Below are 21308 nucleotides of genomic sequence, written 5' to 3'. Positions count from 1 at the left end.
CGGCTCATCCGGCAACCTGGCCCGGGCCGCACTCAGCCCCCTGTGACAAATCCGTTAGTGATCACTAGCCTCCGCGTTTCGTTTGCAGTGGTGTCCGGATCTTGAGCGGGAACGCGAAAGTGCCTTCTGAGCTGGGATGATGAGGCTTGTCTAGGGCTTCTGTCATCACAGCGAGAAGGCACTTTCTGCGTGCAGACTACCGGGTCACGCCCCGCGCTGGTCGTGTCGGCCGACGGTCGCGGAGTGGTCAGTCACGCCGGGTCGCGTCTGCTGGCCGACCTCGCCGACGCCACCGGCCTGACGGGGGCCTTCACCGACACGCTGCGCCGGCTGCGGCCACGGGGCACCGGGCACGACCCCGGCCGGGTCGCTGTCGATGTGGCAGTGATGCTCGCCGACGGCGGCCAGGCCATCTCCGACTTGGCCCTGTTGCGCGACCAGCCCGGCGTGTTCGGCCCGGTCGCTTCCACTCCGACCGCCTGGCGTCTGCTGGCCGGCCTTGATCCGGCCGCACTCGCCGGGCTGCGCTCGGCCAGGGCCGCCGCCCGTGACGTCGCCTGGCTGCAGGCCGCCGAGACCAAAGGCGGCATAGCAGCGGCCCGCGCAGGTGGCCGGGACCTGCCCGGCCTGGTCCTGGACATCGATGCCACCCTGGTGACCTGCCACTCCGACAAGGAACAGGCGGCACCCACCTACAAACGCGGCTTCGGCTACCACCCGCTGCTGTGCTTCCTGGACAACACCGGCGAGGCCCTGGCCGGACTGCTGCGGCCGGGCAACGCCGGCGCGAACACCGCCAGCGACCACATCACCGTTCTCGACCGGGCCCTGGCCCAGATCCCCGACGCCCACCGCCACGGCACCCCGATCCTGGTCCGCGCCGACAGCGCCGGAGGCGCGAAAACCTTCCTCGCCCACCTGTGCTCCCTGCGGGACCGGGGCATCCGCACGTCCTTCTCCGTGGGATACGCGGTCACCGAACCCGTCCGCCGGGCGGTCCGGGCCCTGCCCGACCGGTTCTGGCACCCGGCTCTGGAGCAGGACGGCACCCTGCGGGCCGGCGCGCAGGTCGCCGAGCTGACCGGCATGGTCGACCTGACCGGCCACCCCGACGGCACACGCCTTATCGTCCGGCGCGAACGCCCGCACCCCGGAGCGCAGTTGTCGCTGTTCGACCTCGACGAGGGCATGCGCCACCAGGCGTTCCTCACCGACACTCCCGTCGGCGAAGGCTCGCTGCAGTTTCTGGAGGTCCGCCACCGCGGACATGCCCGCGTCGAGGACCGCATCCGCTGCGGCAAGACCACCGGCTTCGGTCGCTTCCCCTCCCGCCACTTCGCCATCAACACCGCGTGGCTGGAGCTGGCCCTGACCGCCATCGACCTGCTCGCCTGGACCCAGACCCTCCTGCTGGACGGCGAGTTGGCCACAGCCGAGCCGAAGAAACTCCGCTACCGCCTGCTGCACGCAGCAGCCCGCCTCACCCGCGGAGGACGACGCCTCCACCTGCGGATCGCCGCTACCTGGCCCTGGCGAAATGAGCTGACCAAGGCATTCACGCACCTCGCGGCACTGCCCAGACCAGCCACCTGACCCATGGCCCAGCCCTGTTCACCTACGACCCGAGGAACCCTGGAGCACCCGACCCAGCGTCGGGCCAAAGCCATACCCACCCCACACAAACCGCGACGACCACCGATAAGGAGGGATCAGCCCAGCTCAACCCACCCCAACCGAAACAGGGAGGCTAGATGAGTGATGTGCTGACCTGGGTATCTAGTAGCTTGTCGCTGCTTAGTTTCGGTGTGTCGGGTGGGAGATTGGTGTCCGGCGGATTTCCCTGCCTCTGCCGGACAGGATGGCTGTCGTGCCTTCGGAGAAGAAGCGTCCGGTCACGTTGAACGTGGCGGATCGTGAAGAGTTGGTTCGGGTGACCAGGACGGGAGTGCATCCTGCCTCGATGATCCGCAGGGCCCGGGTGCTGCTGGCGCTGGACACCTCGGTGGGTGTGGTCGACCCGAAAGAGGAGATCGCTGCCCGGCTCGGAGTGTCGGGAGAGACGATCCGGCTGGTTGCCAGGCGGTTCGCCGAGACCGGTGGCGATGTCCACGCCACGATCGCGCGGAAGCAGCGTGACCTGCCGCCGGTGGCCTCCCCGGTGACCGGTGAGGTAGAGGCCCGGCTGATTGCGATGGCCTGCTCGCCGCCGCCCCAGGGTTATGCCCGCTGGTCGCTGCGGCTGCTGGAGAAGCACGTCGCGCTGGTCGGGGACATCCCCGATCTGGACCACTCCACCATCGGGCGGGTCTTAAAAAAACGAGGCTGCGTCCTCATCTGAGGAAGTGCTGGACCATCCCGCCGAAGGCGAACGCGGAGTTTGCGGCCCGGATGGAAGACGTGCTGGCCGTCTACGCCCGGCCCTACGATCCGGCGCGTCCGGTGGTGTGCATGGACGAGAAGCCCTGCCAGCTCCTCGCCCATGCCCGCGACCCGTTCCCGGCCCGACCCGGCCACGACGCCTGCCAGGACAGCGAGTACATCCGCTGTGGCACCTGCTCGGTCTTCGTGTGGGTCGAGCCCCTGCGCGGGTGGCGTCGAGTGCACGCACTGCCGCAGCGGACCCGGACCGACTGGGCCGGCCAGGTCAAACAGTTACTGACCGTGGACTACCCCGACGCTGAAACCGTGGTGCTGGTGATGGACAACCTCAACACCCACGGCATCGCCTCACTGTACGAGGCATTCGCACCACAAGAGGCCTTCGCCCTGGCCCAACGCCTCGAGATCCACCACACACCCAAACACGGGTCCTGGCTCAACATCGCCGAGATCGAACTCTCCGCGCTGACCCGGCAATGCCTCGACCGCCGGATCGCAGACCTCGACATACTAAACACCGAACTCTCCGCCTGGCAGAACACCACCAACACCAACCAACGCCAGGTGGACTGGCAATTCACCGCCCACGACGCACGCACCAAACTGCGCCACCTGTATCCCAAAAATTAGCAGCGACAGTCTACTAGGGCGTTCCCTCCCCGGTCCTGCTGGCCCTCGCCGACCGGGGGTTCGCCCGCTTTCTCGAAGGCATCACCGAACCCAACGGCGGCGGTACAGCCGGCGGCCACGGTGACGCAGCAGGACACCCATGAGCAGGCCGCGCACCGTCCTGTGCGACCCAGCGGGCCTGATCGAGGCCGGCCTCCCCTTCGACCGCGCCCCGTACGAGGCGCTCGTCACCGCCGTGCTGGCGTGGACCACCCCGGACCTCGCGCGCTGCGACTGCGAGCAGATCACCCTGCAACTGACCGGCCACGCCCGCGCCGTGGCCGCCGACGTCCAGCGCCGCGCCGCCCGACTGGCGCACCACGACGGCCGCCAGGCCCTGGCTGAGGTCGTCCTGCGGGAGACCGAGCGGCGGCTGTCCGTGCCGGCGCAGGGATCAGCGGCGTGCGTCCAGGACCGCGCGCGGCTGGTGCGGGCGCTGTACGAGCGACTGGACCGCCTCACGGAAACTCCTTCGCCTCCCCGTACTGAACCTTCCGGCAGCGGGCCCGGGATCTCTTCCGCACCGCGCTGACCCGGCCGGGGACGCAACTGCATCGGGTGTGGCCCTTCGGGGTGCCGCTGTGCGGCTTCGGTGCCTCCGCATGTTCGTCGGGGCGTGTGTTCTGTGGTTGAGGAAAGTTCGGGCGGAGAGCGCTGAAGAGTTGCACGTTGGCAGTGGTTCTGCCGTCACCGAGTGTGTCATTGATCACGTTCGTATCAGGTTTCGATGCTGAGGTAGCACAGGCGGTGCCTGTTTTATTGCGGTTAAGTTGACTTGTTCCTCTCATATGGGAACGAAGTCCATGCCGGACTTTGACCCCTCGTTTACCCCGTTGGATGCCGGGTGACTTGGGGGCATTCATACCCGTTCCGTTCTGTGTGTTGGCTGTGTGAAGATCCCTCGTTCGAGTTGTGAGTTTTTCAACTGCCGAGGGGGTTCTTGTGGTTGGTAGGTGGGGGGTTGCCCGGCGTCGTGTGCCGGGCAGACGTTCGGGGTTGGTGTCGTCGTGGTGGTTGCGGCGGGTGTCGGGTGTGGTGGTGATGGCTCTGGCTGTCGGGGCTGCCACCGTGGTGGGGGAGTCCGGTGTAGCGGTTGCCGCGGCCCCGGCGCAGGCACCGGCTGTGGTGCCGGGGCATGCGGCGGCGTTGGGTCCTGCTGAGGCGTCGGATGTGGCGTCGGCGCGGTTGATGGCGCGGTTGCAGGGGCGGCGGATCGAGGCACTGTCGGAGCGGACCGCGGACTCCTCGACGTTCGTCGAGGCCGATGGCTCGATGAGCACGGAGGCGTACGCGGGTCCGGTGCGGGTGAAGCAGGCTGATGGTTCGTGGAAGGACATCGACACCGATCTGGTGGATGCCGGTGCGGACTTCAAGCCGGCTCAGGCGGCGGCGGATGTGGCGGTGTCCGGTGGCGGGGATACGGATCTGGCGTCGGTGACGGACGGGTCGAAGTCGTTCGGACTGCAGTGGTCGGGCATGCTGCCGCCGCCGCAGGTGGACGGGAACACCGCGACATATGCCATGGGTGGCGGCGCGTTGTTGACGGTGCGGGCTCTGGCGCAGGGTTTTGAGCAGTCGGTGGTGCTGGCGTCCGCACCGGTGGCGCCGGTGTCGTACCGGATTCCGCTGACGCTGAAGGGCCTGTCCCTGACGAAGGATCCCGGCACAGGCCAGCTGTTGCTGAAGGACCCGGCCGGGAAGCTGGTCGTGGAGGCCGCGGCCCCGCACATGTGGGACTCCTCCCTCAATCCTGCGTCGGGCGAGCCTGCCCATCAGGCGGAGGTCGCGACCAGTATCGATACCGGCACTGACGGGTCGACGACGCTGGTGCTGACCCCGGACCCCGGGTTCTTCGCGCAGGGTCTGACGTATCCGGTGATGATCGACCCGTCGTCCACTCTGGCGGTGACCACGGACACGTGGGTACAGACCCCGGACTACCCGGACACGCAGCTGAGTTCGGAAGAGCTGAAGTCGGGCACTTACGACACCGGCACCGACGTGGCCCGCTCGTACCTGAAGTTCGACGTCTCGAAGTTCGGGGGCAAGCACATCACCGGCGCGACGATGTCGCTGTACTCGTACTACTCCGCGACCTGCGCGACGACCGGTGCTCCGACGCAGGCGCGGCGGATCACCTCTGCCCTGGACACCACCTCGATCACCTGGGGCACGCAGCCCTCGACCACGACGACGAACATGGCGTCCAACACCGGTCACTGGGGATTTGACTCTTCGTGTCCGGCGAACTGGTCGAACTGGACGCTGACCGGCATGGTGCAGGACTGGGCCAACGGCGCTGCCAACGACGGCATCCAGGTCCGCTCCGCGGACGAGACCGATCCGACGACCTGGCGTAGGTTCCGCTCGGCGAACTACACCACGGCCGGGTTCGCGCCGAAGCTGGTGGTCAACTACAACTCCATCCCCAGCCAGGCCACCTTGGTGGCCCTGGTCAACGGCGCAGCCACCAATGACACCACGCCGACGCTGCAGGCAAAGGCCACCGACGCCGACGGCGGCCAACTGACCCTGCACTTCGAGGTGTGGAACTCCGCCGGCACCACCATGATCAGCAACGGTGACGCGCCGCCGGTCTCGCAGGGGTCTACCGCGTCGTGGACCGCCCCCGCGCTGGCGCAGGGCAGCTACAAGTGGCGGGCCCTGGCACGGGACGGCACGGACAGCAGTGCCACCTGGCCAGCCTGGAACACCTTCACCGTCGACACCGCCCCACCCGCGGTCACCGCGGTGGCATCCTCCGACTTCCCGGCCGGTGCCTGGTCCGGCGCGCCTGACGCGAACAACCAGTTCTCGGGGTCCTTCACCTTCACCCCGCCCGCCTCGGACGTGGCCTCGGTGGTGTCGAAGCTGGACGACACCGCGTTGCCGACCCAGGCCACCACCGGCGCGCCGGTGACGCAGACCCTCAGCTTCGGGCAGGGCAAGCACACGCTCTATGCCACCAGCCACGACAAGGCCGGCAACATATCCGCGCTGACCTCGTACGTCTTCTACGCCGGCTCCGGGGCCTCTTTGAACAGTCCGGGTGCCGGTGACCGGCCGGCCCGGCGGGTGAGCCTGACCGCGTCCTCCGACCCGGCCAAGGGCTACACCGGGGTGACCTACCAGTACCGGTTCGGCGCCGCCGACCCCACCTGGAAGCCCGTCCCCACCGCCGACGTGACCGTCACCACCACCGGTGCGGCCGTGGCCGCGTGGCCGCTGGCCGCCCCGGCCGGTGTCCCGCCCGGTCTGACATGGAACATCACCACCAGCCTGCCCGACGGGCCGGTGGATGTCCGGGCGGTGTTCACCGACGGGACCACCAGCGGCAACTCCCTGCCCAGCACGGTCACTGTTGACCGCAATGCCGGCCAGGCACCCACGGTGGACGCGGGTCCCGCGTCGGTGAACGCCCTGACCGGTGACGCCACGCTGAGTGCCACCGACGCCTCCGCCTTCGACATGACGGTTACGCGTACTGCGTCGTCGCGGCGTCCGGCCAACGGGGCCGCACAAGCCGGTCAGGCGGCGATCTTCGGACCGCAGTGGACCGCGGGCACCACCGCGGAGATCACCGGCTCCGACTGGTCCTACATCCACCCCACCCCACCCACCTCAACCACCTCCGTCGCGCTGGTCGACGTCGACGGCGACCCGACCGGATTCACCGTCAAAAACGCGGCAGCCGGGACGTGGACGCCCGAGCCGGGCTCGGAGGACCTCACCCTGACCGGGGCAATCGGCGGCAGCACGCTGACGCTGACCGACACCGACGGCACCACCACCACCTTCACCAAGCCGGCCGGTGGCACCACGTGGCAGGTGTCCACCACCAAGCTGGCCACCGACAATTCCACCACCACCGTGGTGCCCGACCCCGTGGCGGCCGCGGGGCAGAGCCGTCCGAAGTACGTGATCGCCCCCACCAGCGCGGTGGCGGCGTCGGCCTGCCAGACCAGCCCGGCGACCAGGGGCTGCCGGGTCCTGGAGTACGTCTACGCCGCGACCACGACCGCGACCGCTACCGCGTTCGGCAACATCGCCGGGCAGGTGCAGCAGATCCGCGAGTGGTCCACCGCCCCCGGCGCGTCCGCGTCCACGGGAACCACGGTGGAGCAGTACCTCTACGACAACGCCGGGCAGCTGCGGCAGGCGTGGGACCCGAGGATCAGCCCCAGCCTCAAGACCGTCTACACCTACGACAGCGCCGGCCGGATCGCCACCCAGGCCGACCCCGGCCAGCTGCCCTGGACATTCACCTACGACAGGGTCGGCTCCGCCGCGACGGCCGGCGACGGCATGCTGGTCACGGCTTCACGCCCCACCCTGACCCCGGGCAGCGCCAGCGTGACCGACGGCGGCACCGCCACCACCAGCATCGTCTACAACGTGCCCCTCACCGGCAGCGGCGCGCCGAACTCCATGGCGCCTACCGATGTCGCCGCGTGGGGGCAGGCGGACGCGCCCGCGGACGCCACCGCGGTCATCCCGCCGGCCGTCTCCGGCGAGACCACCCCGGCCTCGCACGACGGCACCGCCCTGACGGCGGCCGACTACCTGCAGGCCACCGTCACCTACACCGACGGCTCCGGCCGCGAGGTCAACACCGCCACCCCTGGTGGGCACATCACCACCACCGAATACGACCGGTACGGCAACACGGTCCGCGAACTGACCGCCGCCAACCGCGAACTCGCATTGTCCACCACCGGCACGGGGCTGGCCGAGCTGCAGCAGCTCGGCATCGACGGCCTGTCCACGGCCGACCGCGCGCAGGCGCTGTCGACGACCTCGGTGTTCAACACCAGCAGCGTCGCGGCGGACGCGGGCACCGACAAGGACACCGACCCGGCCACCACCGGGCAGCGGGAGCTGGAGGAGTACGGGCCTCTGCACACGGTCACCCTGGCCGGCATCCTCCACGCGGCCGCCGGCGGTACCGACCTGCCCGCGGGCAGCGTGGTCCCGGCCCGCCGGCACACGATTACTGCTTACGACCAGGGCCGTCCCACCGACGGCACCGCCACCACGAACAACCAGGCCACCACCGTCACCACCGGCGCCGACGTCTTCCAGACCGGCAGCGACGACGCCTACCCCAGTAATGCCGACCAGCGGGTTTCCACCACCGGCTACGACTGGGTCAAGGGCCTGCCCACCCAGACGGTCACCGACCTGGCCGGCCTGAACCTGGTCAAGACCACCAGCTACGACTCGCAGGGCAGGGTCATCAAGACCACCCTGCCCAAGTCCAACGGCACCGACGCCGGTGCCACGGTCACCACGTACTGGTCCGCGACCGGCACCGGAGCGTGCAACGGCCGCCCCGAATGGGCGGACCTGGTCTGTTCGACCGGCCCGGCCGGCGCCATCACCGGTGGCGGTTCGAACCCCACCCAACTGCCCACCACAACCACCGAATACGACGCGTGGGGCAACACCGCCCACGTCACCAAGGTCGCGAACGGCACCACGCTGACCACCACGACCACCTACGACGGTGCCGGGCGCGTCATCACCGTCGCGGTGACCGGTGGAACGGGTACTGCGGTGCCTGACACGAACACCACCTACGACCCGGCCAACGGTCAGGTGGCCACCACCACCGCCGGCGGCCACACCATCACCCAAGCCTACGACGTCCTGGGTCGGCAGATCTCCTACAACGACGGCGCCGGCAACACCGCCACCACCTGGTACGACGCCCGAGACCGTCCCACCAAGACCACCGACTCCGCACCGTCCACCACCACCTACACCTACGACACCACCACCGATCCCCGCGGCCTGGAAACCTCCCGCACCGACTCCATCGCCGGAACCTTCACCGCCACCTACGACCCCGACGGCAACCTGGCCGCCGAAACCCTGCCCGGCGGCTACACCCTCGCCACTACCACGGACGAGACTGGCGCGGACACCTCCCGCACCTACACCCGTACCAGCGACGGGCTGACCGTCGCCGAGGACACCGCCGGCGACACCGTCAACGACCAGCAGGCCACCCACGCCTCCGACACCGGAGAACAGGCATACGCCTACGACGCGGCCGGCCGTCTCACCAGTGTGGACGACGCCCAGTCCGACGCCACCACCCACCGCGCCTACGCCTTCGACAACAACACCAACCGCACCGGCCTGACCACCACCACCGACAACCCCGACGGCACCGCCGGAACCCCGGCCACCACCACCTACACCTACGACAGCGCCGATCGCCTCACGATCACCGGCACCGTCTATGACGCCTTCGGCCGCACCACCACCCAGGCCACCGGCGCCACGATCGGCTACTACACCAACGACCTCGTCCACCAGCAAACCTCAGCAGGCGGCACCAGTCGCCAGACCTGGACCCTCGACGCCGCCCAGCGCCTGGCCTCCTGGACCACCGAAACCAACACCACCGGCACCTGGACCCAGACCGGCACCAAAACCAACCACTACGGCAGCGACACCGACAGCCCTGACTGGACTGCTGAGGACACTGCTGGCACCATCACTCGCGAAGTTCAAGGACCGGATGGGGACCTCGACGCAACCACAACCGCAACCGGCGGCACCATCCTCCAGCTGACGGACCTCCACGGCGAGGTCAGTGTCCAACTGCCCCTCGACAGCAGCCAGGCACCCGTCGCCCTGGCTTACGACGAATTCGGGAACCCCGAATCAGGCACTTTCGCTGCCCGCTATGGCTGGCTCGGCGGCAAACAACGCTCATCAGAAACCATCACCGGCGCCACCCTCATGGGAGTCCGCCTCTACGACCCCACCACCGGCCGATTCCTCAGCACGGACCCCATCCCCGGTGGCAACGCCAACGCCTACGACTACTGCACCGCCGACCCCATCAATTGCCTTGACCTCACCGGCAAGGGGAGTTGGGTTCTCAGGAAGACTTTCAAACTCAACAAAAAGACGGCGATTGCGGTTGCCAAGCGACTAATTAAGGGTGGCGGCGTAGCGGCGGTACTGCAGGATATTGCTGGCGTTGTGCTCCCAGGGTGGGCGGTGCACGCTCTGTACTACCTGGGGGTCAGTGCCGCAGGTCTGGGAGCGGCTATTCTCGCCCACGTCGGGAAAAAGGGAATCAAGGTCAGAATCGGAATCTATAAGCCCTACAGATGGATCCCCTGGGCCTATTTCCGCATACAGTTCACGAAACTGAAGTAGAATAATGGGTGCCGTGACCGCAAGGCGGTCGCGGCACCCGAAACCTGCTGAAGGGGGGTGTTGGCCATGAAATTGAAAAATCGGATCGACCCGGATAAGCGTGGCGCATTTTGGACCGGGCTTTCAATCAGTACCGCCGTGAGCATATTTGGATTCCTGCGGCATTCCGGAGGAGCCCTGTGGTACGTCTGGCCTGCCGGCTTTGCACTTGTCTCCACGTATCTCTTGTGGGCGCTTTTCACCGGTAGGATGGACGACTAGTAAAGCAGGGACCGGCGCGATGGCTAGTGCCTCTCCCCGCTCGTTCTCGGAGTCGCCGCGACTCGGATCGTCTTGGAATATCTGGGAATGGCTGGGAATCACACAAACAGGCGCCATGGAATCGTGGAACGCGTCGGCTGCCCGGGTGTTCCACGGAGGAACACCCGGGCAGCCCGCCCGTTTCGGCACGAAGCCACTGAGCCTTTTCCATCATCGCTCTGAGCTGGCCAAATGCAGGGTGAGGACGGCTTTGACGAGGGCGGTGATCCGGGTGGTGGAGCATCGGAGCTTACGCAGGAGTCGCCAGTTCTTGAGGGTGGCCCAGGGCTTCGGCGTAGTTGGCGGCCGTCCGTTTTGTGATCATGTGAGGCTGAGGAGTTCGAGGGATCGGCGGGCGTCGCGCGCGTTGCGGCGGAGCCCGGCGGCGATGTTCTTCACGCCGCTGAGCCGGAGAGCGCCGACCGCGAGGTTGCGCCAGGTCGCCATCGCGCGCGGAGCATTATGACAAATCTGCTGGCGATCACTGGGTCGTTGATGTACTGACCTCGGCATCTAGTGATCGTTATAGGATTTTTGATGTGGTGTAGCACGTTTCTGAGCTGGGATTTCGAGGGAGCTTTGGGTTCTGTAGAGGCTCTGAGCTGCAGAATTAGTGATCGTCTCGGAATGTAGTCATCGGCGCCGGATTTCCTTGTAGCTGCGTGGTCCGGGTAGCTGGATTTGTGCTGTTCAGGGAATGGTCTGGTGGATCGCGCCTGTGGCGACTTCCGAAGAGAAGCAAGGGCACAGGCCGAGGTAGTGGGCTTTCTACGCGCTGGGCAGGCAGGCCGGGAACGACTCCCGCCTGTCGAGCTCGCGGTACGAACTGCGTGACGGCGGGGGCCTCGTCACGGAGTCCGGCGGTGAGACGGGGGGTAGTTCTCGGAGATGGCGAGTGAAGAAGACGAAGGAGACGGGTTCTTCGGCGGGGTCGATCTGGCTGACGAGGCAGCAGGTGCTTGACGGTGTGCCCGGACCGGAGGGGATGCGGATCGGGTTCGCCGTTCCGGAGGAGGCCGGCACGGTAACCACCTTGTTGAAGGCGGCCGCCGACGACCTGGAGACCGGTCATCTTGAAGCGCTTGCTCGAGGGCGATGCGGGACGTGGCTGCTGGATTCCCCGGCGGGCGCTGACTTGGGCGAGCCGCTTGTTCGGGCGATGGCGACCGGTGATCTCCAGTCTGCGGCAGACGAGTTGTCCCTGCCGCTGGTTGCTCGGGACAGCGACGGGCAGGTGACCGGAGCGCTGCTGGGGGTCCCGTCCGGCACGGTTGTCTCTGGGTTATCCCGGTTACCGGTGTCCCGGCAGCAGATCCTGATGTCGATGCTGACGTACGCGAAGATCAAGGCGGTCGCGGTGTCGGAGGACGTACGCGGGCGTGGGATCGGAGCCGCGCTGCTCAACCGGTGCGTGCAGTTGTACGGGCAACTGGATTTCACGCTGTTGTTCGGCGAGTTCGACACCGGGCGCGATCTGGGGCCGTATTACGCGCGGCAGGGCTTCAACGTGTAGCGGCCCGGGCAGGCCGTCGACGTTGGGACCCTCCTGACCGGCGTACCGCTTCATCTCGGGGCGGGACCGAGTCTGACGTTCTTCTGCCGATGGTGTGCACGCGGCAGGTGACCGTCGGACCGGCTCACCGAGGCTGCCTGTGACGCACTGGTCCTGGCCGAGCCCATTGGTGCTGCGCCGGCGCCGTGACCCCTGGCGGTTCGCGCCCCGCCCTCTGCCCGCAACGCTCACGCGTGTGCGCACCACAGGAACTCCTTCCGCCACCAGATGCTTTGGGCTTCCCTGTCCGGCTGGAGTGATAGAGAGAGCCGGAACAACGCTCCTCGCGGCCGTTGCGTCTGACGGCCCTGACCTTCGAATGGCGACGATGCTTCCCAACGGCCCCGCCCAAGTCCGCACCACTGCCACGCAATTCCCGGCAGACGCTGGCGTCCCTGCTTGCCAGGACCTGCAGATCACACCACAGGCTTTGGCGCGTGCTCTGTTCATCACGGGCAGAGCGCCGAAGGACCAGATGAAGCACGCGAGATCATCGACATACGAGTGGTGCCACAGGGTGGCAGCCATGCCCGCCTACCTCAGCTGGACCGACGACGGGCAGGTCTGTCGCATCACACGCACCGACCTCGCCCAAGAGCTCGATCCTTCCGAGAAGGGCATGCTGTCCTACACCCTGGGGCAGGCCATGTGCCAAATTTTCGCAGAGACGCAATTGTCCGTCCGCTTCTTCATGCATGTCGCCCGCTACGCCAGCACTTACGGGCTCATCTTCACTCCAGGCCATAGCCGAGCAGACTTCTTCGGCGAGCGGACCTCCGGGGGCTACGTCGTCGCAGAGGCCAAGGGCCGCTCCGGCCGTCTGACGAGCGACCTGCGCAAAGTCATGGAGATACAGAAACGGACGGTCAAGACCATCGGTGGCCACATACCGAAGATCGCCTACGCGAGCGCGGTGGACTTCCCCTCCCCTCGTGGAGCCATGCGTCTGACGGCGATCGACCCCGACGAGGCTGCCCCGAATGCGATCGACCTTCCCGTCGACCCAGATCGGCACATCCTGGCCTACTACGCGCCGTTTCTGGACGCCTTCGCTCACCAGCAACCACAGCTCCTGGGCGACTACGTCGTGGCCAGCTTCGCCACGCTCGGCGTGACGCTTGGGGTACTCACACCCGTCTTGCAGCGCGTTGAGAGAGCGTCACGACGCGGCAGCATTCCTGGCCTTCGCAACGACATCCTGCGCCTGCTCGACCGCCACACCCCTCGTCAGGACCGAACACTCCATTCCGACGGCACACTTTTCGCTACGGACTGGACCCTTCCTCAAGTTGATCGGCTCCGCCCAATCCGCCAGGGCCGCGACGAACTGCCCAACTTCCTACACCAGGTCTACCGCAGCACGGATGATGGGGACGATTGGCGGGAAGAGCCCGTCATGGAAGGGGCATTTGATTGGCGAGATCTACCCCGTGCCAGCGGCATGATGCCGGGAATCTTCCCTCTCAGCGATGGTGATCTTCTCGAGGGCTGAGGCGGGCAGCACTGGCTGCGCAGTCTGTGTGAGGCGTGCTCCCACCTGTTTCGTACCGTGTACTGACCGTTCCGTTGCGTCGCCTGCCTCCAGACCGGATCCGCTGCACCGGGCAGCCCGCCACCCCAGTCTCATCGCCCCTGCTCCCACCCACACCGCGGCCGCCGCCCTCGGCGCCGGGACGGCGCCGCAGCGTGGGGCTTCCAGGGCTGAACCCTCGGCCGCCGCCGCGTCCACCTCAAGATCGACAAGAACGGCTTCCGCCGAGCTCGGCTCAGTCGAAGCGAGCCAACCCACTGGTGCGCCACGAACGTCACCGAGGCCCGTCAATGAACGTTGCGGTTCCCTGCGGGAACGTCGGCGGTCGCACGTACAGTCGGAGCATGGCTCCCGATGAACTGATCGCCCTCGCCGAACGGCCGCGCGCCTGCAGGCTGGGGGTGTCAAATGCCTAGTATCAAAGGTCGTTTTGAATACTCTGATGGCCTGACTCCTGGGAGATCAAAGGACGGCGGCCTCCATCAAAATCTCTACAATGACCAGGGACGCCTGGTAGACCACGGCACGTTCATTCCCGACGACGAGAACGATGATGGTTCACAAGCTGACCCGCCGCCAGTTTTCATTTATATCACCGACGGGAACAGTTCGGATTCACGCTCGGATGAGCACAGCGACCTTGTCGAGACGATCTCTGATCTCGTTGAGTTGCTTATTTTTGTCGCCGAGGCTTACCCACACGTCAAGAGATGGTGGAACAAGGCACTTCCGGTCATCAAGTCTCGGTGGAACAGACTTTCTAAAACTCGCGTGACCGATAGCCAACCTGCCGCTGGCGAGGCGTCGACTGTGCTTGAGGCTACAGTCGTAGATTCCTCGCAAGGAGTGGTTGCCCTGCCCGAGGTGTATAGAGCCAGCATGAGCAGTGCAGAAGCGCGGGCGCGCCTTCTGCTGGCTCTAGTGGCTAAGGCATTCAGTGAGGAGCAGATAAGAATAGTTTCCGCTGCCCGCATCAAAGATGATGATGGCCTTGTGGAACTGAAACGCACGGTTGACGAGCTCACGCCTCAACAAATTGCTAACGTCGTTAAGGCGCTTAAGGCGAAACCATCGTTTCTTGACGATGAGAAATTGGCTGAACTTGGAAATATTCTCGGGAGGGACGAGCAGATCATAGAGATGCTTCGTCTGACTGGTCCTGAGAAGCGGCCGCGTAGCCTTGAATAAAACTGAGGCCTCGTGCACGGGCAGGGCCTCAAGAAATGATCACTGCTGAGGAAGCGTCAATCAGCACAGACGTGCCTCGCTCGTCGGTGACATACCAAGTCTGAGCACCCCGCGGCGTGGCGCGAGGGGCAAGGAGACCCCGGTGTCACCACGGAGCAGACGGAGATCCGTCCGCTGTCAGCCCGTACCGTCTGATCGCCTTGGCCTCGTCGGGACGCCCGGCGCTCTCCCGCACTCGGGCAAGCTCATACAGTGCGTCCGGGTGGCCGCCGTTCACGGCTCCGCGGGCTAACTGCTCGGCTCCCGCCTGGTCTCCTGCCCGTACCCGCATCTGGACGAGATCCCCGAGAAGGTAGGGGATACTGGTGTAGCTGATCGTGATGCCTTCGGCTCGTTCTTGCTGCCCGGCTTCCTCCAAGAGCCGGAGAGCCTCCTCCAGGCCCTCGATGTCACCCTCGCGGGCAGCGCTCATGGCGTACTCAACGGCTTCGTCCCGGCGGCCGGCCTCCTGCAGTCGGCGCATCTCCAACTCCACTGCACTCGGCTGAGGGTGAGGGGCCTCGCATTTTCCGGACAGTGATCTGACAGTTTATTTCACGCGGCTATACGAAACTCCATGTATTCGGCGTGAACTTCTCGCGGTGGGCGGTATCCGACAGCCGAGTGGAGGCGTTTGTGATTGTACCAGAGTTCGATGTATCGGGTGATGTCCTGTCGGGCGTCCTCTCGGGTCGGGTACGTCACGCGGGAAACCCGCTCGTTCTTCAGAGCGCCGAAGAATGATTCCGCCATCGCGTTATCCCAGCAGACGCCGGTACGTCCGGATGACCGGCGGAGTCCGAACCGTTTCAGCGTCGCCGCGAACTCGGCGGACATGTAGTTCGATCCGCGATCGGAGTGGAATATTGCACCGTCGGCGAGTTTCCTGTTCCGCGCCGCGTTGCGGATGGCCTGGGATATGAGAGGAGTTTGGTAGTGGTCGTCCATCGCGTAGCCGATGACTTCCTTCGTGCAGCAGTCGATGACGGTCGCGAGATAAAGCCATCCTTCTCCGGTTTTTACGTAGGTTATGTCGCCGACGAGTTTTTCGCCGGGCGCGTCGGCGGTGAAGTTCCGGCTGACAAGGTCCGGCACGTCGCTGGCTGCGGCCTGGGTGAGCGACCACCGCTTCGGCTCGGGCTGGCAGGGCACCAGACCCAGCTCACGCATCAGCAGGCGGACCAGCTCCAGGCCGGCGGGGCGGCCCCAGCGGACGAGCTGGGCGTGGACGCGCCGGTATCCGTAGGTGCTGTCCGACATGTCGAATGCCTTCTTGATGAGCAGTTTCAATTCCTCGCGCCGCTGGGCTGTGGCAGAATCCGGGCGGTTCCGCCATTCGTAGTAGCCGGACTTGGACACGTCGAGCCGTTCACACATGAACTCGACGGGATGCGCGTACTCCGTGGTGTCGAGCCGCATCGTTTCGATGAACTCGTACCTGCTCGCTACCGGGGATCCTTCGCGAAGTACGCCGCGCATTTTTTCAGGAAGACGTTCTCCATCTCCAGTTCACGGATACGCCGGTCCTGTTCCTTCAGGCGTGCCCGCTCATCTAGCGTCAACGGCGAACCTGCCGCTGGCTCGTTCTGCTTCTGGTACTTCTTCACCCAGCCCCGGAGCGTCTCCGGGTTCAATTCGAGCTCGCGGGCCGTCTCAGAGATGGTCCTACTGGACTGGAGTGCGACCCGGACAGCTTCCTCACGGAACTCCGGGGTGTACTTACTGGGTGGCGCCACTTCGTGCTTCCTCGTTTCCTTGACAGGACAACCCTATTGGGTCCCTGTCCGGAAGCTTCGGGGCACCTCAGGGGCAGAGGTCTCCGACCACTGCCTTCGAGTCCACGCCAACGTGATCGTCTCTATAGAGTTCCGGAGCTCGGTGAGCTCCTGCGGGAGGTGTGGCTGTCCGCTGCGCTGCGCGACGGCCGTGGCGTCGTCCGCGCGTCCTAGCCTCGTGCTTTCGCGAGGGGCTTGTCCGGTCCTTGATCAAATAAGTAGAGAGTGCCGCTGACCTGCAACGATGGGACTTGTCTAGGGTCCAGTCAGTCGCAGGAAAGAAGCACTCTCCAGGTGAGTAAGCGTATCGGGCCGTATCCGCGTGTCCACGTCCGGGACGGCGGGGGCACGGTGGTCTCGCAGGCCGGTGGGGTGCTGCTGGCGGAAACGATCCGCAGGACGGGGCTGGACACGGCGATATCGGCCGCACTGGCACCGTGGCGCAGGCCCCGGGCCGTGCACGACCCGGGCAAGATCCTGCTGGACGTCGCTCTGGCGGTGGCGCTGGGCGGGGACTGCCTGTCCGATGTGGCGATGCTGCGGGCCGAGCCCGGCCTGTTCGGGCTGGTGGCCTCCGACCCGACCGTCTCCAGGCTGGTGGACACCCTGGCCGGGGCGGGTCCTCGTGCGCTGACCGCGATCCGCCGGGCCAGGGCCGAAGTCCGCGAACGGGTGTGGATGTTGGCCGGTGCCGATGCCCCGAACGCGGACGGGCAGGTGACCGTGGACATCGACGGGGTGCTGGTCCTGGCGCACTCCGACAAACAGGATGCCACCGCGACGTGGAAGAAGACCTTCGGGCATCATCCGCTGGTCGCGTTCGTCGACCACGGCCCGGCCGGGTCCGGGGAACCGGTGGCCGCCCTGCTGCGGCCCGGCAACGCGGGCAGCAACACCGCCGCCGACCACATCACCACCACACAACTGGCCCTGGCCCAACTGCCCAAGCGCCACCGGCGGGGCCGCTCGACCCTGGTCCGCACCGACTCAGCCGGCGGCACCCACGAGTTCCTGAACTGGCTCACCACGCGGGGCCGGTGGCTGTCCTACTCGGTCGGGATGACCATCACCGACGCGATCCACCATGCCGTGCTACAGGTTCCGGGATCGGCCTGGACCCCGGCAGTCGAGCCAGGCGGCCAGGTCCGCGATGGCGCCTGGGTCGCTGAACTGGCCGGGGACGTCCTGAAGGGCTGGCCGGCAGAGATACGGCTGATCGTCCGCAAAGAAAGACCGCACCCCGGTGCCCAGTTGCGGTTCACCGATGCCGACGGCATGCGCCTGACGTGCTTCGCCACCAACACCACCGGCAGCCCGATCGCCGCCCTGGAGCTGCGGCACCGCCAGCGCGCCCGCGCCGAGGACCGCATCCGCAATGCCCGCGACACCGGCCTGCGCAACCTCCCCCTCCACCACACCACGAGCAACCGGATCTGGCTGGAGATCGTCCAGCTCGCCCTGGACCTCCTGGCCTGGATGCCGATGCTCGCCCTGACCGGCACCGCCCGCCGCTGGGAACCCAAAAAGCTCCGCCTGCGACTGTTCTCCGCCGCCGCCCGCCTGGTCACCACCGGCCGCCGACACATCCTCCGCCTGGCCCGCCACTGGCCATGGACCCACGTGATCACCAGCGCCTTCACCCGGCTCCAAGCCCTGCCGAACCCCGGCTGACCAGCGGCAACGACCCATTCCAACGAGCACCCGACCGCCTCCGGAACCGTGGAACCCGGCGCCCACCCGACACGACAGTCGGACCATCGGCCTGCCCATCTCCAGAACGAACCGAGAACCGCCAAGCAAAAAGCCCCCGTCAACATCGAACGAGGGCTCATGCAAGATCGAGGCTAGCCTCAATACCAGTGACTTAAGGTTTTGGCTGGTAGGGTGTCCGGCCGGGAGGTGCCTTGGATGCCACGGCCGGGTCAGATCAAGCCGGAGACGGATGAGAGGTTGTCGGATCGCATCGCGGTTGGGCTGCTGACGCGGTCGTTTCCGCCGGAACTGGTGGACCGGGCGGTAGCCGAGTGCGGTCGGGAGGGGCAGCGCAATCGGCTGCTGCCGCCGCGGGTGGTGGTCTATTTCGTGCTCGCCATGTGCTTGTTCTCCGGCCAGGGCTACGAAGAGGTCGCACGGTTGCTGACCCATGGGCTTGCATGGGCCCAACGCTGGTCCGGTTCCTGGCAGGTGCCCACGACGGCGGCGATCTCACGGGCCCGGGCCAAGCTGGGGCCGGAACCGCTCAAGGTCCTGTTCGGCCAGGTGGCGAAGCCGTTGGCGACCGAGTCGACGCAGGGAGCCTGGTACGGCCGCTGGCGGCTGGTGGCGATCGACGGCACCGTCTTCGACGTGCCCGACAGCCAGGAGAACGCCGCGTACTTCGGGCGTCCGAAGACCCACCGCACCGCGCGGTGTGCGTTCCCGCAGGTGCGGGTGGTGGCGCTGGCCGAATGCGGCACCCACGCGATCACCGCCGCAGCCCTGGGCCCGCTGACCACATCCGAGCCTGTGCTGGCCCGTGAGTTGTTCGGCCGCCTCGGCGCAGATGATCTGCTGCTGGCCGACCGCGGCTTCACCGGCCTTGAGCTGTGGCGGGCGGCTGCGGCCGGTGGTGCGGACCTGCTGTGGCGGATCCGCTCCCATCAGGTACTGCCGGCCCGCGAAGAGCTTCCCGACGGCTCGTATCTGTCGGACATCGTCACAGCCAGGGACCACCGCAAACGCACCGACCCCGAAACGGTGCGGGTGATCGAGTACACGCTCAACGATCCCGGCCGGCCTGAGCAGGAGATCCCCTACCGGCTGATCACCACGGTCCTCGACCACGAGGCCGCACCCGCCCTCGAACTGGCCGCGCTCTACAACCAGCGGTGGGAGATCGAGACCGCGCTCGACGAACTCAAGACCCACCAGCGCGGCCCGGCCGAAGTCCTGCGCTCCCGCTCACCCGGCGGCGTCGAGCAGGAGGTCTGGGGCCATCTGCTGGTCCACCACGCCATCCGCACCCTGATGCACGACGCCGCCCAACAAACCGGCTTGGACACCGACCAGCTCTCCTTCATCCGCAGTATCCGCCTCGCCCGCCGCCAGGTCACCGCGCAGGCGGCCTTTTCCCCCTGACCGCCTGGCAGCGGCCCTCGCCGACGGCCTCCGCGAGATAGCCGCACGCCGGTTACCCACCCGCCGCAGACGCTGCAACCCACGCGTCGTCAAACGCAAGATGTCCAACTTCGGCGTCAAACGAGACGCACACCGGCACGGCACCGGGCCTGCCAACAACCCCGCCGAAGCCCTCGCCCTCGCCCCGCACTGGCGCACCGCCCCGATCAACCCACCGACCAAGGTCCAACGAAACCAAGACCCGATCCCTTAAGTCACTGGTATTGAGGCTAGACTAACCAAGCCGTCTCGACCGGCGTCGACCAAGCCGAACGGCTTCGCTCACGCCACCAACATCGGCGAACTGAGGAGAGCCTGAATTGCGTTCCCGTCTACATCACGTAGCGTTGTCCGCCGCCGACCTGACCAAGTCCACCGAGTTCTACGACGCCATCCTCGGTCCGCTCGGTTACAGGCGCACACACACCTTCGAGTCCATCTGCGTATGGGGCGGGCAGGAACCGGAGGTGCTGCTATATCCGATTGAGGACCCAGACACCTCGCCCCATCGCAAAGGCCGCGCTGGTCTTCAGCACTTGGCCGTCGAGGTAGCCGACCGGCAGACTGTCGAGGACGTTCACAACGCCGTCGTCACAGGCGGCTGGACCATCGTGTTCCCGCCAAGGGAGTATCCCGACTATGCCCCCGGTTACTATGCAGTGTTCGTGGAAGACCCGGATGGCAGCCGGTGGGAATTCCTCTACTGCCCGGAGCAGTCATGACACTCGATGTCTGGTGGCGCACGAGGATTCGCGGAAGGATCCGTCGGCAGCTTCGCGATCAGGCTCTGCTGGACGCCGCATCCAAAGATGTGTTCACCGGAATTTACCGAGACAATCTGTGGGGTAACCCCGAGTCCCGCTCTGGCTGGGGCTCAACGTTAGGCGGTCCCAACGGCACGCAGGTATTGCGCGCGCAACTCCCGTCATTGATCGATGAGTTCAAGGTCACGTCGATCGTCGATGTCCCGTGCGGCGACCTAAATTGGCTAGCGCGCCTCAACCTCGACACGATCGATTACCTGGGCGTCGATATCGTCGACGATCTCATCACCGCCAACATCCAGCGCTACGCTAGTCCAAACCGGCACTTCAAACAGGCCGATCTGACAACTTGGACGCCGCCGCCGGCTGACCTGATCATTGTCCGCGACCTCTTGATCCACCTGACGAACGACCAGGTCATCGCCTGCTTGCGTAACGTCGCCGCTAGCGGGGCACGGCTCCTGCTGATCTCCAACTATGCCAGAGTACGTCGAAACGGCGATACGTTCGCCGGCGGTCTGCGATTGCATAACTTGATGCGGCGGCCTTTCGCTGAATTCGGCATCGAGGGCGCGGTTATCCGCCGTCTGCCCGACGGCGACGGTAGCCGCGGGCGGCAGATGCTGCTGTGCGACATATCGGCGATACATGGTTCACCGACTGCTCTCCGTCCGTGAGGCGGGGTGTCGGCGTTGCCGGCTTTGATCTGTCAGCGGCCTGTGCTGATTGGCCGCCGAGCGGACGTTAAGCGAATGCACGCGTACTCCCCGAGCCTG

Annotated in this window: 15 protein-coding genes and 1 pseudogene; 12 read left to right on the top strand and 4 right to left on the bottom strand. The window is 66.4% G+C overall.

Annotation, left to right across the window (positions count from 1 at the left end):
- Positions 1 to 189: 189 nt before the first annotated feature.
- From RLT57_RS00170 to RLT57_RS00150, 5 genes are all read left to right on the top strand, one after another.
- The gene (locus RLT57_RS00170; RefSeq protein ID WP_311295290.1) at positions 190 to 1593 is read left to right on the top strand and encodes an IS1380 family transposase; all 1404 of its coding nucleotides are present in this window, start codon (positions 190 to 192) and stop codon (positions 1591 to 1593) included.
- A gap of 367 nt (positions 1594 to 1960) precedes the next feature.
- Positions 1961 to 2338 (top strand): helix-turn-helix domain-containing protein, encoded by a 378-nt coding sequence (locus RLT57_RS00165; RefSeq protein ID WP_311295289.1) that lies wholly within the window; start codon positions 1961 to 1963, stop codon positions 2336 to 2338.
- Positions 2227 to 3009, top strand: a complete 783-nt coding sequence (locus tag RLT57_RS00160) for an IS630 family transposase (protein WP_311300511.1) — start codon at positions 2227 to 2229, stop codon at positions 3007 to 3009. Before RLT57_RS00165 ends, RLT57_RS00160 begins: the two co-directional genes overlap by 112 nt.
- Before the next feature lie 139 nt (positions 3010 to 3148).
- Entirely contained in the window at positions 3149 to 3580 is a 432-nt protein-coding gene (locus RLT57_RS00155) for a restriction endonuclease (protein WP_311295288.1), read from the top strand.
- 656 nt (positions 3581 to 4236) lie between these two features.
- Complete coding sequence (locus RLT57_RS00150) at positions 4237 to 10227, top strand: DNRLRE domain-containing protein (RefSeq protein WP_311295287.1); 5991 nt, start codon at positions 4237 to 4239, stop codon at positions 10225 to 10227.
- Positions 10228 to 10698: 471 nt separating this feature from the next.
- On the opposite strand, the pseudogene RLT57_RS00145 reads toward RLT57_RS00150, so the two are convergent.
- A pseudogene (locus RLT57_RS00145) lies at positions 10699 to 10809 on the bottom strand (IS5/IS1182 family transposase); the annotation flags it as partial.
- Between the two features lie 39 nt (positions 10810 to 10848).
- A complete protein-coding gene (locus RLT57_RS00140; RefSeq protein WP_311295286.1) occupies positions 10849 to 10974 on the bottom strand; it encodes a hypothetical protein in 126 nt (41 codons plus the stop codon).
- 448 nt (positions 10975 to 11422) lie between these two features.
- Between RLT57_RS00140 and RLT57_RS00135 the strand changes: the two genes are divergently transcribed.
- From RLT57_RS00135 to RLT57_RS00125, 3 genes are all read left to right on the top strand, one after another.
- Entirely contained in the window at positions 11423 to 12040 is a 618-nt protein-coding gene (locus RLT57_RS00135; RefSeq protein WP_311295285.1) for a GNAT family N-acetyltransferase, read from the top strand.
- 565 nt (positions 12041 to 12605) lie between these two features.
- On the top strand, positions 12606 to 13571 hold the full coding sequence (locus RLT57_RS00130; protein ID WP_311295284.1) for a hypothetical protein: 966 nt from the start codon (positions 12606 to 12608) through the stop codon (positions 13569 to 13571).
- 447 nt (positions 13572 to 14018) lie between these two features.
- Positions 14019 to 14798: a hypothetical protein gene (locus RLT57_RS00125; protein WP_311295283.1), complete on the top strand. Its 780-nt coding sequence runs from the start codon at positions 14019 to 14021 to the stop codon at positions 14796 to 14798.
- A gap of 145 nt (positions 14799 to 14943) precedes the next feature.
- Here RLT57_RS00125 and RLT57_RS00120 read toward each other — a convergent pair whose 3' ends face one another.
- On the bottom strand, positions 14944 to 15270 hold the full coding sequence (locus tag RLT57_RS00120) for a hypothetical protein (RefSeq protein ID WP_311295282.1): 327 nt from the start codon (positions 15268 to 15270) through the stop codon (positions 14944 to 14946).
- Between the two features lie 122 nt (positions 15271 to 15392).
- A protein-coding gene (locus RLT57_RS00115; protein ID WP_311295281.1) for an IS3 family transposase occupies positions 15393 to 16573 on the bottom strand; the annotation gives its coding sequence in 2 pieces (ribosomal slippage) (positions 15393 to 16309 and positions 16309 to 16573; 1182 coding nt in all).
- A gap of 333 nt (positions 16574 to 16906) precedes the next feature.
- On the opposite strand from RLT57_RS00115, the gene RLT57_RS00110 reads away from it, so the two are divergent.
- The 4 genes from RLT57_RS00110 to RLT57_RS00095 all read left to right on the top strand — a co-directional run bounded on the left by RLT57_RS00110 (position 16907) and on the right by RLT57_RS00095 (position 21209).
- Positions 16907 to 18283, top strand: a complete 1377-nt coding sequence (locus tag RLT57_RS00110) for an IS1380 family transposase (protein ID WP_311295280.1) — start codon at positions 16907 to 16909, stop codon at positions 18281 to 18283.
- A gap of 228 nt (positions 18284 to 18511) precedes the next feature.
- A complete protein-coding gene (locus RLT57_RS00105) occupies positions 18512 to 19729 on the top strand; it encodes an IS4 family transposase (RefSeq protein ID WP_399127734.1) in 1218 nt (405 codons plus the stop codon).
- A gap of 359 nt (positions 19730 to 20088) precedes the next feature.
- Entirely contained in the window at positions 20089 to 20490 is a 402-nt protein-coding gene (locus RLT57_RS00100) for a VOC family protein (RefSeq protein ID WP_311295278.1), read from the top strand.
- Positions 20487 to 21209: a class I SAM-dependent methyltransferase gene (locus tag RLT57_RS00095; RefSeq protein WP_311295277.1), complete on the top strand. Its 723-nt coding sequence runs from the start codon at positions 20487 to 20489 to the stop codon at positions 21207 to 21209. Before RLT57_RS00100 ends, RLT57_RS00095 begins: the two co-directional genes overlap by 4 nt.
- The last annotated feature ends 99 nt before the right edge of the window (positions 21210 to 21308 follow it).

Origin of the sequence: Streptomyces sp. ITFR-21, from assembly GCF_031844685.1 — a bacterium.
Lineage (GTDB): Bacteria > Actinomycetota > Actinomycetes > Streptomycetales > Streptomycetaceae > Actinacidiphila.
Note: the sequence above shows the minus strand (reverse complement) of the source record. Positions and strands in the feature narration are given on the sequence as shown.

Coding starts and splice junctions, on each gene's coding strand:
- RLT57_RS00165 (WP_311295289.1), top strand. CDS start 1,961: ATGATCCGCAGGGCCCGGGTGCTGCTGGCGCTGGACACCTCGGTGGGT.
- RLT57_RS00155 (WP_311295288.1), top strand. CDS start 3,149: ATGAGCAGGCCGCGCACCGTCCTGTGCGACCCAGCGGGCCTGATCGAG.
- RLT57_RS00150 (WP_311295287.1), top strand. CDS start 4,237: ATGGCGCGGTTGCAGGGGCGGCGGATCGAGGCACTGTCGGAGCGGACC.
- RLT57_RS00140 (WP_311295286.1), bottom strand. CDS start 10,974: ATGGCGACCTGGCGCAACCTCGCGGTCGGCGCTCTCCGGCTCAGCGGC.
- RLT57_RS00130 (WP_311295284.1), top strand. CDS start 12,606: ATGCCCGCCTACCTCAGCTGGACCGACGACGGGCAGGTCTGTCGCATC.
- RLT57_RS00125 (WP_311295283.1), top strand. CDS start 14,019: ATGCCTAGTATCAAAGGTCGTTTTGAATACTCTGATGGCCTGACTCCT.
- RLT57_RS00120 (WP_311295282.1), bottom strand. CDS start 15,270: ATGAGCGCTGCCCGCGAGGGTGACATCGAGGGCCTGGAGGAGGCTCTC.
- RLT57_RS00095 (WP_311295277.1), top strand. CDS start 20,487: ATGACACTCGATGTCTGGTGGCGCACGAGGATTCGCGGAAGGATCCGT.